Annotated in this window: 14 protein-coding genes; 1 reads left to right on the top strand and 13 read right to left on the bottom strand. The window is 43.8% G+C overall.

Going from position 1 to position 17,423, the window contains the following annotated elements; translation table 11 throughout:
• Window positions 1-26: 26 nt before the first annotated feature.
• The 7 genes from ACWNM1_RS07150 to ACWNM1_RS07120 all read right to left on the bottom strand — a co-directional run bounded on the left by ACWNM1_RS07150 (window position 27) and on the right by ACWNM1_RS07120 (window position 5,661).
• The gene (locus ACWNM1_RS07150) at window positions 27-611 is read right to left on the bottom strand and encodes a DNA-3-methyladenine glycosylase I (protein ID WP_449600514.1); all 585 of its coding nucleotides are present in this window, start codon (window positions 609-611) and stop codon (window positions 27-29) included.
• Window positions 612-747: 136 nt separating this feature from the next.
• Window positions 748-2,424 (bottom strand): DUF4179 domain-containing protein, encoded by a 1,677-nt coding sequence (locus tag ACWNM1_RS07145; RefSeq protein ID WP_449600473.1) that lies wholly within the window; start codon window positions 2,422-2,424, stop codon window positions 748-750.
• Window positions 2,384-2,944: an RNA polymerase sigma factor gene (locus ACWNM1_RS07140; protein WP_076299677.1), complete on the bottom strand. Its 561-nt coding sequence runs from the start codon at window positions 2,942-2,944 to the stop codon at window positions 2,384-2,386. The genes ACWNM1_RS07145 and ACWNM1_RS07140 overlap by 41 nt, the downstream gene beginning before the upstream one ends.
• Window positions 2,945-3,141: 197 nt before the next feature.
• Window positions 3,142-4,053, bottom strand: coding sequence for a methyl-accepting chemotaxis protein (locus ACWNM1_RS07135; RefSeq protein ID WP_449600472.1), 912 nt, complete (start codon window positions 4,051-4,053; stop codon window positions 3,142-3,144).
• Between the two features lie 560 nt (window positions 4,054-4,613).
• Complete coding sequence (locus ACWNM1_RS07130) at window positions 4,614-4,988, bottom strand: hypothetical protein (RefSeq protein WP_449600471.1); 375 nt, start codon at window positions 4,986-4,988, stop codon at window positions 4,614-4,616.
• 94 nt (window positions 4,989-5,082) lie between these two features.
• A complete protein-coding gene (locus ACWNM1_RS07125; RefSeq protein WP_449600470.1) occupies window positions 5,083-5,262 on the bottom strand; it encodes a YfhD family protein in 180 nt (59 codons plus the stop codon).
• 39 nt (window positions 5,263-5,301) lie between these two features.
• On the bottom strand, window positions 5,302-5,661 hold the full coding sequence (locus tag ACWNM1_RS07120) for a hypothetical protein (protein ID WP_042190997.1): 360 nt from the start codon (window positions 5,659-5,661) through the stop codon (window positions 5,302-5,304).
• 284 nt (window positions 5,662-5,945) lie between these two features.
• Between ACWNM1_RS07120 and ACWNM1_RS07115 the strand changes: the two genes are divergently transcribed.
• Entirely contained in the window at window positions 5,946-10,427 is a 4,482-nt protein-coding gene (locus ACWNM1_RS07115) for a S8 family serine peptidase (protein WP_449600469.1), read from the top strand.
• Between the two features lie 84 nt (window positions 10,428-10,511).
• On the opposite strand, the gene dnaJ is transcribed toward ACWNM1_RS07115, so the two are convergent.
• From dnaJ to hemW, 6 genes are all read right to left on the bottom strand, one after another.
• On the bottom strand, window positions 10,512-11,633 hold the full coding sequence (gene dnaJ / locus ACWNM1_RS07110; RefSeq protein WP_042130386.1) for a molecular chaperone DnaJ: 1,122 nt from the start codon (window positions 11,631-11,633) through the stop codon (window positions 10,512-10,514).
• Between the two features lie 257 nt (window positions 11,634-11,890).
• Entirely contained in the window at window positions 11,891-13,738 is a 1,848-nt protein-coding gene (gene dnaK / locus ACWNM1_RS07105) for a molecular chaperone DnaK (protein WP_042130388.1), read from the bottom strand.
• Window positions 13,739-13,854: 116 nt separating this feature from the next.
• The gene (gene grpE / locus ACWNM1_RS07100; protein ID WP_449600468.1) at window positions 13,855-14,436 is read right to left on the bottom strand and encodes a nucleotide exchange factor GrpE; all 582 of its coding nucleotides are present in this window, start codon (window positions 14,434-14,436) and stop codon (window positions 13,855-13,857) included.
• A 62-nt stretch (window positions 14,437-14,498) separates the two neighbouring features.
• Window positions 14,499-15,530 (bottom strand): heat-inducible transcriptional repressor HrcA, encoded by a 1,032-nt coding sequence (gene hrcA, locus ACWNM1_RS07095; protein WP_042191003.1) that lies wholly within the window; start codon window positions 15,528-15,530, stop codon window positions 14,499-14,501.
• 105 nt (window positions 15,531-15,635) lie between these two features.
• Entirely contained in the window at window positions 15,636-16,127 is a 492-nt protein-coding gene (locus ACWNM1_RS07090; RefSeq protein ID WP_449600513.1) for an N-acetyltransferase, read from the bottom strand.
• A 93-nt stretch (window positions 16,128-16,220) separates the two neighbouring features.
• On the bottom strand, window positions 16,221-17,393 hold the full coding sequence (gene hemW / locus ACWNM1_RS07085) for a radical SAM family heme chaperone HemW (RefSeq protein ID WP_449600467.1): 1,173 nt from the start codon (window positions 17,391-17,393) through the stop codon (window positions 16,221-16,223).
• Between the last annotated feature and the right edge of the window lie 30 nt (window positions 17,394-17,423).

Below are 17,423 nucleotides of genomic sequence, written 5' to 3'. Positions count from 1 at the left end.
ACATTTCTTATTGGTGTAACGCCAAACTACAGCTCAACGACCTGCGACGCCTCTTTACGCCTACAAAAGCAGTTGAGCGAATGATCATCCACCATCCCCGATGCCTGCATAAAAGCATAACATATTGTAGTACCCACAAACTTCATGCCTTTCTTCTTTAATGCCTTACTCATCTCATCAGACTGAGCCGTCGAAGCAGGTACTTCTGCACGAGTCTTCCAATGATTAATAGTTGGCACACCTCCGAAAAAGCTCCAGAGATACTCTGCAAAGCTGCCATATTCCTCGCAAATTCGCAAATACACACCCGCATTACGAATGATAGCATCAATTTTCAATCGATTTCTAATAATCCCTGGATCACTCATTAGCTCTGCCATTTTGGCTTCATCATAATGGACAATCTTATTCGGATCAAATCCGTCAAATACCTCTCTGAAACGCGCCCGTTTTTTTAGTACCGTGTACCAGCTCAGCCCTGCCTGCATCCCTTCCAGCATAAGCAATTCAAACAGCTTTTGGTCACCATACAGAGGCTTTCCCCACTCTTCATCATGATAGGCAATATATAGAGGATCATCATTGACCCAAGCACAGCGAGTGACTTCCATCATTTCCCCCTCCTTTAATTATTCATAGCTAAACCTTTACAACGTCTACTCACTGTATACGAAAAAAAGGGAAGAACACAAGGTTCATCCCCTAAAAAAATTATTCTATTTCCATTAATTATGCTTCTTCTAACTCTTATAACTGGATCTGCACTCTCGTTTCTTTATCCGGATCATCAGTTGTATAGTAGAACATATAGATAGTAGCTTCTGTACCTTTAAAATCCTTATACACATCAATGGCCTTGTTGTTTCCATCCCCCGCGAAATTGACGGTTAGCGGTTTACCTAGAATGCGCTCCTTTCCCAACCCGATATGTGTCTGGTTAATTCCGCCGAAGCGAGCATCTTCACTTCCAGTTTCTACATAAAGATCGGATCCCTGCATATAGTATGTCCACTTCACCGGATACCCGTTGAGTTGCTGGATAATCGTCTGTTTCTTTTGAGAGATGTTCGTTAAAAGAAGCGGTATTTTGTCATCGTTATTATTGGTAATTTTATAGCTGCCATGCTGAGTCACCTTATATTTAGCTACAAAGGTAATCGGAGTCTCTTTCGTAATTTCAAGGTCGACTGGCCGTTCGAAACGAAGCACTGTCAGCTCCGGCTCACCCTCTGGAGATCTCCATAAATTCCCCTCAAGCGTCTTGCCTGCTACTTCAAGAGCATACTTTTTATAAGGGAAGCCATTATCTATATCCTTACTTCTAACTGTGACTCGAATTTGAGTAGGCGACACAATCATATTCTCCAGCGTGTAATCAGTCTCACCTGCCTCGAGCGGCAGATTTAGACTGGTTTTTATCGTCCCGCTCTCCATCTGCTTTTTACTTAATTGAAGATCGAATGAAAGTGGTCCATTAACATCTTTTTCTTTCTTCATATATTGCAGCTGATAAGTCGTTTGACCACCGGAAACATCCTCCGCCTTAAAGTATTGCTGCGCTGTATACTCCCCTTTTTCTCCTGGTGTACCGAAAGTACCTCCAGGCAGCGAATTTATGAGCGTTTCATTTCTGTACCCGACAATATTTGGATAGGCCCATTCTTTTGCTTCTGGCTGATCAAAAATGATCGATGAAGAGAATAACATTTTCTCTTGACCTTGGGTAAACGGCTTCACCTCTATGCTGCGCATCCCCTCCTGTCCAATAGGGAAGCTCTGTGTCTCCGTCGAGTGAATATCCAGCGGCAAATCTAACGATTGTACACTAAAAGCCTGAATATCATTTGTAACTAGCTGAACATTCACGGTGTCCTTCTCTGGTGTCCATTCACTTTCGAAATAACCGTTATAAATTTGGTTCTTTTCGTCCCAGTTCAGATAATTGTACTCTCCAGAACTATTTCCCCCCTCAGTACCTTTCAGGGTCATCTCAGTCACACGCCAAGTTTCACTGTCCTGTCGTTGTCCAACATCCAATGTGAATAAGATGACCGTTCGATTCTCATCCACGATGGCGGTATGTAGTTTTAGCGTCACTCCGTCCTTTGTCACCGATTGATCCAGCTTTTGACCGAGGTTTTGTGCCAGTGCCGCCTGAATACCACCTTTTTCACGGAGCATTGTATCCCAATTATAATGAACTGCCGCATATACTGGCGCCGCCGCTAGAAGTACTGAAAACGATGAAACAAGTGCTATTTTGCTCCAGTTTCTCCCCTGTTTCTGGCTACCACTGCTCATCCGAGCGTGAAAAGATGTTGTATTTTTATGTTCAATTCTCTCCCACATGCTTTCAAAATCAGGATATGTTACACTTTGACCCTCATTTAACTGATGCTCCAGCATATTCTCCAACTTTTTCATAAGATTCGCCCTCTTTCCGTTCAATTTGAACCCCAGCCTCCAGCAAAATTCTCCGCAATACCTTTAGCCCTTTATGCAGCCTTGATTTGGTCGTCCCGAGCGGGATGGATAGTAGGTCCGATACTTCAGCCAAGCTGAAATCATGCATGTACCTAAGCGTAATTACCATCCGAAGTTTGACTGGGAGCTGGCTCAAATATTTCGCCCATTCCATTGTCGTCTCCCGCTGCTCAATCAATCGTTCTACAGGGATTTCAGGAGACTTCTTAAATAAATAAAGATTGTCTGATATTTTTTGTTGTAAAGTACGCTTCCGTTTCAAATGATTCAGGCAATGGTTGACCGTTATTTTCATAATCCAAGCCTTCAAATGCTCTACGTTCTCACGATTCGTGTGAAATACGGTAATGAACACATCCTGCGTCAAGTCCTCCGCATCCGCCGCGTCATGCACCATATAGTAGCAAGTCCGATATACATCCTTGTTGTAGGCTTCGAATAATTCCCGATTAGTCTCCAAATCTTTCTCCCTCCTTTCTTATCCGTGATATCTATATGACAACCAATCTCTGGAAAAGGTTCGTTTTTCTGAGCATAAACTATCGATGCTAGTAATAACAGATGAAAGATAGCAATTATACTCGCAACACAAAAAGCCACTCCCCATAAATCTGAGAACTGGCTTTCCTTTATATTCACGCTAACAGCATACAGAAATTAAATGATATTCATAACCTCTCGTGCTTGTGTATCTAAGTCCTGGGCTGAGGAAGAAATATTATTGAAATCATCTAAGGCTATTTGAATCTGCTGTTGACTAGCTTCTATATTTTCTTGCACCTGGTTTGTTCCTTTGGAGATCTTATTGATTTCCAGCGTAATGGCATCCACACTATCTTTCACTTGAATGATCGAATCCTGCACCATGGAAGATAGCTTCCTGACTTCTTTTGCAACCACGTCAAAACCACGCCCAAACTCCCCGGCATGTGCCGCTTCAATTGCTGCGTTAAGCGCTAACAGTTGCGTTTGCGATGCAATGTTACGAATCGTTTGTACAATTCCCTGAATCGATACCGCTTGTGTCTCCAGATTAGCTAGAGTCTGTGTATTTTCAATGGATACTTCGGCTATTTTATCGATACTCAGCAATAGTTCTTGACTACGTTCAATGCCTTTCTCGGCTCTATGATTTAAGCCGTCCGACATCTCTTGCATCCGCTGTACCACAACACTCATGTTATTTTGTCGATCCGTGATATTAGTCGCTATCTTAGATACGCCAATGACCTGTTCATGATTTTCATCAAAGACAGGCATATATGTAGCTTCCAGCCATACCGCATTTCCTTTTGCATCCATTCGTTCGATCTTATCCTGTACACTTTTTCCTGAAAAAAGATCCTGCCAGAACAGCTCATAGCCCGGGCTATTTACAAAGTGAGGAAAGCAAAACTCTTTATGATGCATCCCATACATCTCTTCTTTGTTATACCCCATCGAACTAGCAAAAACGTCATTCACATAAGCCACTCGTCGATCAAGATCAAACCTTATAATCGCTAAATTTTTTTCTAAAGATCGGACAACAAGCTCATCGGTAACTCCCTGAGAGTGTACCATTCCCATATAATAATTCCTCCTGGATATCTATAAGTTACTCGTCGCGTCATCATGAAGTATATCTGAACAATTATACGCTCTTATCACATAGAGAGAAATACATGATTCTTATTAAATTTATAAAACTTTGTTGTTAAAAAAGGCCAATGGCGAGCGAGTATTGCTCATTTCTAATAGATTGATCCCTGAAATACTTTTAAGTGATGATAATTAGGGAAAACCTCCCTATAAATACACAAATATCGAAGATTTATCTCTTTTTTAGGGAAATACTCCCTATAATCTTAAAAAATCAAGCCTTTTTCTAGTTTTAAGAGTTATTTTAGGGAGATTCTCCCTAAAAGCTCACATTTTCAGGCGCCTGGAGAAAAATACAGGGAGTTTTTCCGTAATTATTTTTAACCACAAAAACCCCAGCTGCAATTCCAGCCAAGGTTCGAACCAGTTCCCATTAAAACTTAGAAGCAATCCCTTATGTTCATCCGTCTGAAGTTTCCAATTAGCCATGAGCCTCACTGCTCATACCAACCGGTCCAGCAAACTTAGCCTCTTATATGTACAGATCCTTATTTCTTGGATCCGTAATCTCCCACTTTGATTCCCCATACTGAATCCTTCTGATGGGCAGCAGCCTCCTTTAAACTTGGAAGTCTTACATCCAGAGGACAATGCCGTTCCAAATACATCACAAAGGCCTGGCGAAGCCCAATTTCAGCATCCAGTTTATTAAGTTCGTTCGGGTGTTTCTCCATCTCGGCTAATTCTACTTCCCAACGATATAAATCGCTTGCCTCAGATCGATCCAACCGAACTTTTTCAGTCAGCTCCCGTAGCTCATGGTAGGCCTGTTTTACTTTTGAAGAGTACAGTTGCTTCTGATTCATAAAAGTTAAGAATGCGATAAGCAGTGCTAAACCTATCCATAAAATAACGTTGTCCATATTCTTCCCCCCTGCTTGGGCTATTCTCTTAATTATACACACCAGAACGCAAAAATACCCCACAATGTGAGGTATCTGCTTTAGCTTTTAGCATCTATTCTTTTTTCATAATTTCATGCAGCTGACGTTTGTCTGCTTCTTGAGCCCGGGCCTGGGCTTCGATATCCTCCAGATCTGCCTCCGCTGCTGAAAACTCTACGTCCTCTGCCTTCGCCTCGTACAGCATTTTCATCTTCTCGGTCTTTGAGAATATTTGCGAGTTCTCTCTATCCATAGTATCGATCGTCTCCCTTCTTATTAAGAAAATTATTATTCAAATCATCCCGCCTGCTTCTTCAATTAAGCGTAATGCTTGATCATGGGACTCCGAATTCAAGATCACCGTAAGTAAAATATCTCTACCCGTCGGTCCTCCATCTCCGCCATGACTCATCCCACTGGCGCTGGTATCAGCAGCAGCTAGTATGCCTGTGTGTGCACGCTCAGCAGTCATGGAGTCCATTCTGGCAACATTGCCTGTCACTGGGTTTACCCCTGAGCTAAAGCTCGTGCCTCCATATCTACTGAAGCGATCAACGGAAATTTCAATGGCCCGAAGTGCACGGAGCTTACGAGCAACACCCTCCGCTTCTTCAGGACTTTTAAAATAAGCCAAAATAGATCTTTCCGACATCTTATCCCCGCTCTCGCTTGAAATTCAGATATCTGTTGCATTCCTTTATATTGTCTTCATTTCACTTCTTTTATGCCCTTTTTTTCTCATACTCCACTTATTTACTGGGAATTCGACATTTTCCTCGACGCTTCCCAGCAATATAGTGCTAAAGTTGTATATTCGATTTGGAGTTATAGCTGTAGAATAAATTTAATTTTCATAATTTTTTACATTTTACGCTGAGGAGGAGAACTACAGATACACACTGCAATATAAAAATTCATTTGGGAGGATGAACTTATTTGAAACGTACCTTTAAACACTCTATTCAAAAATTTGGTATTGGGGCGGCGAGCTTCGGACTGGCTGTTTCTGTCCTTTTTCCATCCGCTGCATTTGCGAACTCATCCCTTGAAACATCAACTAACCTAGCTAATAATGTACAGTCTCAAAGTGTGACCCCTCATAACTACGCGGGTGTGCTTAAAGGTTCAGCACCAGTATCCGTGATCGTGGAATTAACTAATAAACCAGTCAGTGTGTATGAAAATGAGGCTAAAACTTCTTCTTTACGATCCTCAGTCTCCTTACAACGCAGTAAAATTATCTCAGAGCATAAAAGCTTTATTTCCTCTGCGCAGAAAATCGATGCCGACATCGGTTTAGAATACAGTGAAATTTTTAACGGGTATTCCATTACGTTGCCAGCCAATCAAGTAAACAAGCTGCTAGAGCTTCCGGGCGTTGTAGCTGTTTATCCAAATGATGAAGTACATGCGTTAGCAGACAGTGTTGAGGTAGCCACTTTGCCAATTACACGTTCCTATTCAGACAGTGGTAATCTTATAGGCGCGGATACACTACATGCATTAGGTTACACAGGAGAAGGAGTAAAGGTAGCCGTTGTCGATACCGGCATCGATAAAAATCACCCTTTATTAAAGGATAATTATAAGGGCGGTTACGATGCCTATGATCAGGATAATGATCCGTCAGAAACACCTCCTGATGCCAACTTCCCTCCAAAAAATGGTAGCCCATATGAAACTTCGCATGGCACTCATGTAGCCGGTACAATATTGGATGTTGCACCTGAGGTGGATTTGTACGCGTATCGCGTACTTGGCCCTTACGGTTCCGGTCCAACAGCGGTTGTAATCGCGGGTATTGAGAAAGCGGTCGCTGATGGAGCCGATATCATTAACCTCTCCCTGGGCTCTGATGTCAACCAAAGCTATTCCGCAAGTTCAATCGCGATAGACAACGCCATAAAGTCGGGCGTAAATGTTGTTGTTGCCGCCGGTAACGCTGGACCGGATGTAGGAACATTAGGCGAACCTGCTGGATCTCAACTTGCACTTAGTGTAGGTGCTTCTACTACCCCAGTGAATACCCCATTCTTTGATATTGGCGATGTTAAAAAAATTCCAGGGACATTAGCAACTTACTCCCCAGACTTAGTTGATAATATTGCTGGCAGTAAGATCGTTTACGCTGGTCTTGGCAGTCCTTCCGATTACACAAATTTGGACGTCAAAGATAAGGTAGTCCTCGTCGATCGAGGTGTGCTGAGCTTCGGAGATAAATCTCTAAATGCCAAAGCAGCTGGAGCCAAGCTTGTCCTAATTGCCAATAATGCTGCTGGTGAAATCACTCCAACCCTCGGTGCGCCCGGGATTTACATTCCTACCTACGGAATTACTCAAGCAGATGGCAAAAAGATAAAAGCTCAATTGGATGCTGCTAAAGATATCATCAGTTACTATATAGGGCTTGAAGTAAATCAGTTAGCAAACTTCAGCTCTATGGGTCCGGGGATGCCGGATTATCTAATCAAACCTGATGTTGTAGCTCCTGGAGTAAATATCAACTCCACAATTCCTAGCTGGGATGGGAATTACGAACATGCTTATGGCTTAAAAAGCGGCACCAGTATGGCAACCCCACATGTTGTAGGAGCTGTGGCTTTGCTACTGAGTGAATACTCTGATCTTAAGCCAAATGAAATTAAAGCACTGCTGATGAACAATGCTGATCCTATCTTTAACCGTGATGGGAATCCTTACTCACTGTATCAACAAGGTGCAGGTTTAATTAATCTGGAGAAATCGGTAAACGCTAAATCCATCGCTAAAGTCGGAGAGAGCTTAATTAGCGGCCTTCCTGGGACTGTAGAAATCCCTTATTACACAGGTTCCTTGTCCTTCGGCCTGCTCCCAAAAGGAGCTAGTGTAACGAAATCAGTCTATGTGGAAGACTTTAATGGGAATGAATCAACCTATACTCTTTCCACCGAATGGCTTACAGAAGCGCCTGGTGACATTAGCATTAATATTGCACCAAAAAGCATTACTTCAGGCGTAGATCATTATGCACAATTCACACTGAAGGTATCTGACACTGCAAAAGTGGGAGCATATGAAGGTATCCTGTTCCTAACCTCTGATACAGAAACTCTTCGTCTTCCCTTTAATGCACTTGTTGGGGATAAATTCAATTTAGAGCCTGTTAATCAACTTTCTTTTGAAAGTCCACAGATTTCTCCTAATGGTGATGGACGCTCAGACGACACCACCTTTACCTTCTCTGTCAATGAAGAACTGGATGGCATAAATTTCGTAGCCTCTCCAATAGATGCTCCTGCGACAGTTTTAGGTGAAGTTTATTCTATTGATGAAAAGGTCTATCGTGGCGTGTACGAGATTACAAATTGGGATGGAACGTTAACAGACCTGGAGACCTCCGCCAAGTCCACTTTAGCAGATGGCCATTACTACATCACTCCTGTGCTTCCTAATGGGCAAATGCTCGAGAATCAAAAGACCGAGTTCACAATTGATACCGAGAAGCCATTAGTTTCCGGCATCACACTTGAGGAGTATGAACGTGAAGCGCCAACTGATCCTGGTGCGGCTCAAATCAGCGGTTTTATTGATGATGATCTAATGGCCTATTATATTTCTAATACACAACCTATTGGAAACTGGTTTACCGTGTACGCCGAAGGTAAACATTATGATGGGAATACTTATAAATTTGGCGGTGTGATTGCAAATAACGGTGCTTTTTCCATTGACGTTCCTGTTAACGAGGGGCTTAATGAGTACAAAATCTATGTGGTTGATAAAGTAGGTAACGGCGCGGACGACGATGATTATGCTCAGCGACTGCTTTATAGCACAGGAGATGGTATTTTCAATGTAACTCCGTCTCTATCAGCAGCCACCATTGATGTGGGACAACCAGTAACCGTTGATCTTGGGTATTCCGTGACAGATGAGGTTTATGGCGTCTATGGGGCTTCATTCGCTGTCATTTACGATGGTTCTCTTGAAGCACCGGCGATCCAGCCAAGCGTACAACTGGCTACGTATCAAGAGGAGAATTTCTCTGGTGTTCCACTTACAGAATTCTCACAAACCTATGATCTAGAAGACGGCCGTAAACTGACACAGTATAGTGTTAATCTGTCAGGTGGAGCTTATCACGGCTCAGGCTCACTAGGCAAAATAACCTTCAAACCTACAGAAGAAGGAGCCTATTCCCTCGAGCTGTATGATGTGCAGATCTGGAATGATGCTACAACATCAACAATCCCATCTGGTGTGAGAACGGTAAGCGTAAGTGTTAAAACACCTGAAACACCGAAGCCAACACCAACTCCATCACCTGATTCGTATGTACCAACAGCAACCAATGCTCCCGCTTCTGGAATCGCATTGAAATCTGGGAAGCTAGTAGAGACTGCAGATCCAGCAGGTGGCAAGCCTTCAGCGGTGTTCAACATCTTAGACACTGCATTAGCCAATTCGATCCAGAATGCAAAAGATAAAACTTCTGTTCTTGATCTTAGCGATGTAAGCTTCAATAAATATAGCCAAGTTGTTATTTCTCTTACCCCGGCCCAAGCCGAGCAGTTAAAGAAATCGGAGAATGCACTCCGCTTAAACGGTAATGGGTTCAATGTACTTATTCCAGCCGCAACACTGCCGGATTTCATCAACAGCACTGGTTTGACCCTTACGATTAGTCTGACAGATGCGGGTAACACAGCAGTCTTAGCAGGTAGCTCGGCTGCAATAAATATCGGTTCTTCCATTCTCAATATCAAAAATGGTTGGACAACTGGAAAGCCGATCATCCTTCAGCTTAATCTAAAGGCCAGCAGTCTTCATGATGCACGAAAGACTGCCGCTTATGTAGAATCAAAGGATCATAAATGGTCCTATCTACAACCTGGCTCTATCTCTAAAGAAGGGATTCTACAGTTTAACGTTACTGGTGACGGTTCTTACAGTGCAGCATCCCGAAAAATAAGCTTTAAAGATATTGGCACACACTGGGCTCAAACCGATATCGAAGTCCTTGCTTCACATGGTATCATTGCCGGCAAAGGAGCCGATGGCAGCTTTAAGCCTGCTGACACTTTAAATCAGGCAGAGCTTCTAACACTCTTCGACCGTCTACTTGGAAAAGGTGACACTTGGAGTATTCGCATCAAAGAAAGTGGATCTCGTGATGTGCTGACTCGCGAGGAAGCAGCTCTTATCATCGCTAAGGCTCTTGGTGCTGATCTTACAGTAGCCAAGACACCTTTAAGCTTTAAGGATGCGGATAACATCGCTGCGGAGGCACGCAACGCTGTAGCCTATGCTGTAACCAAAGGTTATCTCAAAGGTGTTACTGCGGACAGCTTCAATCCACAAGGTACACTGACTCGTGCACAAGCAGCAACAATTCTGAGCCGTGTGCTTGAGGACCTACGTTCTTCGAACAACATCTAGTTGAATGATAAAAAAGCTGTTCCAATGCATATCCTGCATCGGAACAGCTTTTATTCAATTAGTCGATTAATGAAGTTAGAAATATCAGTCCCCGCGGAACGCACGCTTCACACGATCAAAGAAAGATTGCTCATGCTCATGTGTGTTTTCTCCATTTAGAGAGGCGAACTGTCGCAACAAATCTTTTTGCTCATCATTCAGCTTGCTAGGTGTCACAACAATGACTCTAACATGCTGGTCACCTTGGCCAGATCCACGTAGACGTGGAACACCTTTACCTTTAAGGCGGAAGAAAGTACCGGTCTGCGTTCCCGCAGGAATCTTCAGCTTCACTTTTTCCGTTAAGGTAGGAATCTCAATCTCATCGCCAAGTGCGGCCTGTGCAAACGTAAGTGGAACCTCGCACATAATATCATCGTTCTCACGTACGAAGAAATCATGCGATTTGACACGGATGACAATATACAAGTCTCCAGCAGGACCACCGCGTAAGCCGCCCTCGCCTTCGCCAGTCATGCGCAGCTGCGCACCGTCATCGACACCGGCAGGAATGCGTACATGAATCTTACGCTGCTTCTTAACTTTACCCTGTCCGCTACAAGTCGTACATTTTTCCTTAATAATCTTACCTGTACCACTGCAATGCGAACATGGACGACGATTACGCATCTGTCCAAGTGGTGTATTCTGTACAAATTCCTGTTGCCCACTACCATGACAAGTGGAACAAGTCTCTGGTTTAGTACCCGGTTTAGCCCCGGAGCCGTAGCAGGTATCGCAAGTTTCCGTACGTGGAATAGTGATATCAGTTTCTTTACCGAATACCGCTTCCTTGAATTCAATGGTCATCGTATACTGCAAATCCCCACCACGCTGTGGTGCGTTAGGATCACGACGTCCGCCGCCGCCAAAGAACATATCAAAGATATCGCCTAATCCTCCGAAGTCGCCACCGCCGCCTCCGAAGCCGCCCATACCTTGGTTAGGATCAATATGGCCATATTGGTCATATCTAGCTCGCTGTTGTCCGTCGCTAAGAACATCGTAAGCTTCTTTTACTTCTTTAAACTTAGCTTCAGCGTCATCTGCTTTATTCACGTCTGGGTGATACTGGCGCGCCAATTTCCGGTACGCTTTCTTCACCTCGTCGTCTGAAGCATCTCTACTGAGGCCAAGCACTTCATAATAATCGCGTTTATCTGCCACTGCTTTCACCTCCGTACATTACATACTCAAATTCCTAATTACCTGTCAAAGAAACCATTATACGATAAAACCCCAGGATCTGACCATCCAGTTCCAGCAGATGTTTATTCTTACAATATCAGAAGGCGCATTCGCGAAGAGTGTGCAAACTGATATTACAAAAGGAAAGTCAAAACACGGGATGACCCGGTTTTGACCTTCCCTTCTTAACTATATAAGAATTTATCAGTTACGCCCTATACACTTATCGTTTAAGGTTACCCTTGATTCTTATCTTCGTCAACAACCTCATAATCAGCGTCAACTACATTGTCTTTCTTAGGAGCGCCTTCAGCAGCTCCAGCGCCACCTTCAGCACCTTGCTCTGCTTGAGCAGCTTGTTCGTACAGCTTCATGGACAACTGTTGTACAATCTCAGTCAATGCTTCTGTAGCTGCATTGATTTCTTCAAGATTGTCAGTTTCAAGTGCTGCTTTCACTTTATCTTTAGCTTCGTTTGCTTTTTCAACTTCGGAAGCATCAGCTTTATCACCAAGATCTTTGATCACTTTCTCAGTGGAATACACGAGTTGGTCAGCGCTGTTCTTCGCTTCTACCAATTCTTTACGCTTACGGTCTTCCTCAGCGTGAAGCTCGGCATCCTTCATCATTTGTTCTACTTCTGCGTCGCTCAGACCGCTGGAAGAAGTGATAGTGATCTTTTGGCTCTTGTTAGTGCCTTTATCAGTTGCAGACACATTCACGATACCGTTGGCATCAATATCGAAAGAAACTTCGATTTGTGGTACGCCACGTGGTGCTGGTGGAATCTCGTTCAGCATGAAGCGTCCCAATGTTTTGTTGCCATTCGCCATTTGGCGCTCACCTTGTAGCACGTGAATCTCAACGCTAGGTTGGTTGTCAGCAAAGGTCGAGAATACTTGGGATTTACTTGTAGGAATTGTAGTGTTACGCTCGATCATCTTCGTGAACACGCCGCCTGCAGTTTCGATACCGAGGGAAAGCGGAGTTACGTCGAGCAATACAACGTCCTTAACATCACCAGTCAATACACCCGCTTGAACAGCAGCACCAAGAGCTACAACTTCATCCGGATTCACACCTTTGTGTGGATCTTTACCTGTAAGCTTCTTAATTGCATCTTGTACAGCAGGAATACGTGTAGAACCACCAACCAGAACGATTCTGGTAAGGTCTGCAGGCGTCATGCCAGCATCAGACAATGCTTGACGAGTTGGTCCCAAAGTACGTTCTACTAGACCAGCAGTAAGCTCATCAAACTTCGCACGAGTCAAGTTGATCTCCAAATGCTGAGGTACTCCGTCAACTACAGTGATGAACGGAAGAGAAATAGTAGTTGTCAGTACGCCCGACAATTCTTTCTTCGCTTTTTCAGCTGCATCTTTCAAACGTTGTACAGCAGATTTATCTTTGCTCAGATCAATGCCTTGCTCTTTCTTAAATTCGGATACCAGATAATCCATAACCACTTGGTCAAAGTCATCGCCACCAAGTTTATTGTCGCCGCTTGTAGCTTTTACTTCAAAGAATCCATCGCCCAGTTCAAGGATAGATACGTCGAACGTACCGCCACCAAGGTCATAGACAAGGATAGTTTGATCTTCGGATTTCTCCAGACCATATGCCAAAGCTGCAGCTGTTGGCTCATTCACAATACGCAAAACTTCCAAGCCTGCAATTTTACCTGCATCTTTAGTAGCTTGACGTTGGCTGTCATTGAAATAAGCAGGAACTGTGATAACTGCTTGAGTAACAGTTTGGCCAAGATATGCTTCTGCATCGGATTTCAGCTTTTGAAGAATCATTGCTGAAATTTCTTGTGGGGAATAGTCTTTACCATCGATGCTTTCTTTATGGTTAGTACCCATGTGACGTTTAACAGAGCTGATCGTACGATCAGGGTTAGTAATTGCTTGGCGTTTAGCTGTTTCACCGACGATACGCTCGCCGTCTTTCTTAAAACCTACCACCGAAGGGGTTGTACGTGCGCCCTCTGGGTTTGGAATTACAACGGCTTCGCCGCCTTCCATTACGGCAACGCAAGAGTTCGTGGTTCCTAAGTCAATACCGATAACTTTACTCACAATAATTTGCCTCCTCTAAAGGTATATGGAGCATTCGCTCAATAAAATAATGAAATATTTAAAAAATTCGATTGGTACCGATGGTGGACAGATACTGCCCGTCCTATATATACAGATTACATGCTGACTTTGACCATAGCAGGACGAAGGACTTTATCTTTCAGGAGGTATCCCTTTTGGACCTCTTCCGTTACGATACCCTCTTCGTACTCCTCGCTCTCCACCTGCATAATAGCCTGATGGTATTCAGGATTAAAAGGCTGTCCTACTGTTTCCATAGCCGTAAGTCCCTCGGACTTCAATACCCCATCTAGCTGACGGAAAATCATATTAACACCCTTCACGAAAGCTTCGGATTCTTGGTTGCTAGGAGTAGTTACTAAAGCACGCTCAAAATTGTCCAGTACTGAAAGCAATTCAGTCACGAGCTTGGAGGTGGCATATTGAGCCAACTCTTCTTTCTCCTTCTGAGTACGACGACGGAAGTTATCGAAATCAGCCTGCGCACGCAGCGCACGTCCTTGATATTCATCAGCGAGATCCTGCAGACGTTTTACCTCCGAACCTGTGTCTGAAGCACCTTCACTAATTTCTTCTGCCGTAAATGAGTCGGTTTCCGAAGCTACATCAGCCTCAGGTTCCTCATTTATCAAATCATCTTTGAATTCATTAGCATCTTGAACTTGTTCCTTTTTCAAGTTGTCTTCACCTCCTTAAAATCATTCATTAAAATCATTCACGTAATCAATGTTGACTCTGTTCACTTATACCAGTGTGCCAGCATCGCTGTCAAATCTCGGGATAAAATGCCCAAGATCCCCATCACTCTTGCATATTCCATTCGTGTCGGACCAAGGATACCAATGCTCCCCAGTGCCTGCCCATCAAGAGAATAAGTGGCGGTGATCAGACTGCAGTTAGCGAACGCTTCATGATTGTTCTCCGTCCCTATTCGGACCTGGATACCTGTGCCGCCAGTTGTAGGGGCCAGCATTTTGAGCAATGTAGGCGTCTCTTCCAGCAGATCAAGAATGCTTTTCACCTTGTCAACATCCTTGAACTCAGGCTGTGTAAGCATATTCGTCGCTCCACTAAGATAGATACGCTGCTCTTGATCACTTTCCAGCGCAATGTCTAGCACTTGCATTAATTCTTCATAATGTGAGATGTGACGCTGCATTTCCTCGCCAAGCTCGGAATACAGCCGAGTCTTCAGCTTATAGAGTGGTACATTGACCAGCTTACTATTCAGTAGGTTAACCACTTTCTCCATCTCGGAAACGGATATCTCCGGCGGAATGTTCACCGTACGGTTCTCAACTTGACCCGTACTTGTAACAATAATCGCTACAGCGGTTTTATCATCTAGTGGTAACAACTGAAAATGACGCAATGATGTATGAAAAACCTCCGGTCCCAGAAGGATGGAAGTGTAATTCGTCATATTGGAAAGAATCATCGCCGCATGTTGGATTACCTGCTCCATCGCATTCAGCTTCTCGGCAAAAAAAGCGCGGATCGTGCCCATCTCTGCCGTTTCGGCGGAATTCCACGGTACCAAATGATCCACATAATATCGGTATCCTTTATGGGAAGGTATTCTCCCCGCCGATGTATGAGGCTGCTCGAGATAACCTAAATCCTCTAGGTCAGCCATTTCATTTCGAATAGTTGCAGGGCTGTACCCTACATCACCCCGTTTAGAAATGCTGCGAGATCCTACTGGTTCTGCCGATGAAATATAATCATCTACAATTGCATTTAGTATCATTCTCTGGCGATCAGTTAACATGTTATCCCCTCCTACCCGGCTATTGGCTCCGATTCGTTAGCACTCGACTCAGATGAGTGCTAACCACTAATACAAAAATACCAAACTGACATTGACATTGTCAAGTCAGTTCAGCATCTTAAGTACTGCTATTTCATCGCAGGCATGCTGCTTTTTACAATTCACGCAATCTGTCCATACCTTTTCGGGAAAAATCTCTTTCTCAACAACTTCGAATCCGTTTCTAAGAAAGAAATCTACGGCGTAGGTTAGTGCCATGACCTTAGGAATTTTCTGGTTTCTGGCTTCCTCAACCAACTTCTCTAAAATCATTGAGCCTACACCTTTGCCCCTACCTTCGTCATTCAGACCGATCGAGCGAATCTCTACAAGATCATTCCCGAGTCTGAAGAGTGACCCACAGCCAACGAATCTGCCTCCAATTTCTGCAACAACGAATTGATCGATCTGGCGTGTCAGCGCCTGCCTGGAACGGGGCAACATGATCCCGCGCTGTGCGTATTCTTCTATCATCAGATACAACGGTTCAACATCTTCTATCACAGCATTTCTGCAAATCACCTGTGCGTCTCCTGCTGGAGACGAATGGCGGATCATTTCCGTCTTGGCAAGCACTTTAATTCACCCCTCTGTTGATAATATGAATAAATATACAACAGAGTGAATTACAATTCAAGGGGTATTTTAAAATTAAACTTCTGTCAGTGCGCCTACAAATTCTGCGAAAACATCGTTCCCGAAAAGGATCCCTTGCTTGCTGAGTCGGTAAGTCCCCTCTTCGTGCTCAAGTAGACCTGCATGCAGCATCTTATGCAAGGATTTCGCAAATACATCCTCTATCGAACGCCCAAATTGCGCTTGAAAAGCCTCATTAGAGACGCCTTCATGCATACGTAAGCCAACCATCATAAAGTCCTCCATCGCTTCTGCTTCAGTGATTGGGTATGCGTCTAATCGAGGCAGGCCTTTACGTGTTGCTTCAACATAAGGATTTACACCCTTAACATTAATATGACGCTGGCGACCCACATATCCATGTGCACCTGCTCCAAGACCATAATAATCTTCATTACGCCAGTAAGTGATATTGTGACGACTCTCCATACCTGGTTTTGCGAAGTTACTGATTTCGTATTGGTTATAGCCCGCTTCCTTCATAGATGACATCAACAAGAGGTACATTTGCAGCTCATCTTCTTCATTAGGAAGAGGAAGTTTGTTCTTATTAAATAGGGTGTGAAAAAGAGTGTTCTCCTCCACCTTCAAGCTGTAAATAGAATAGTGGGGTAAATCAAGCTCCAAGGCCTTACGAATACTTTCGCCCAGCATCTCTACAGTTTGGTTCGGCAAACCAAACATAAGGTCAACCGACAGGTTGTTAAGACCAACTGCACGAGCATTCTCCAAGCTGCGGTATACATCGTCAACATTATGAATCCGGCCAATGCCCGTAAGGAGTTCGTTCTGAAACGCCTGAACACCAAAGCTCACCCGATTCACGCCGCCTTCTTTCATAACCGTCAACTTATCTATATCCGTAGTTCCCGGATTTGCTTCCATAGAGAACTCGATATCTTTATCCCAATTTGGGAAATGTGTCCGAACTGATTTTAGAAAATAAGCCATCTCATCCGGCTTCAGTACTGTTGGGGTACCACCGCCAACAAAGATCGTTTTGATAACACCCGGAGGAGTGTTCTTGACGGTCAGCTCCATTTCTCGATCCAAAGCCTCCAGATAATCCATAACCGGCTGATCCTTGAGAACGTAGGAATTAAAATCACAATAAAAGCACTTATTGGTACAAAAAGGAATATGAATGTATACGGCCTCAGGGGGACGGCCATTAGTATTCGTGGTCATTAGCTGTCTCCTTTATATAAAAATATCGTT

The organism is Paenibacillus sp. Marseille-Q9583 (assembly GCF_976954365.1).
The sequence above is the reverse complement of the archived record's forward strand: the minus strand, read 5'-3'. Positions and strand labels throughout refer to the sequence as shown.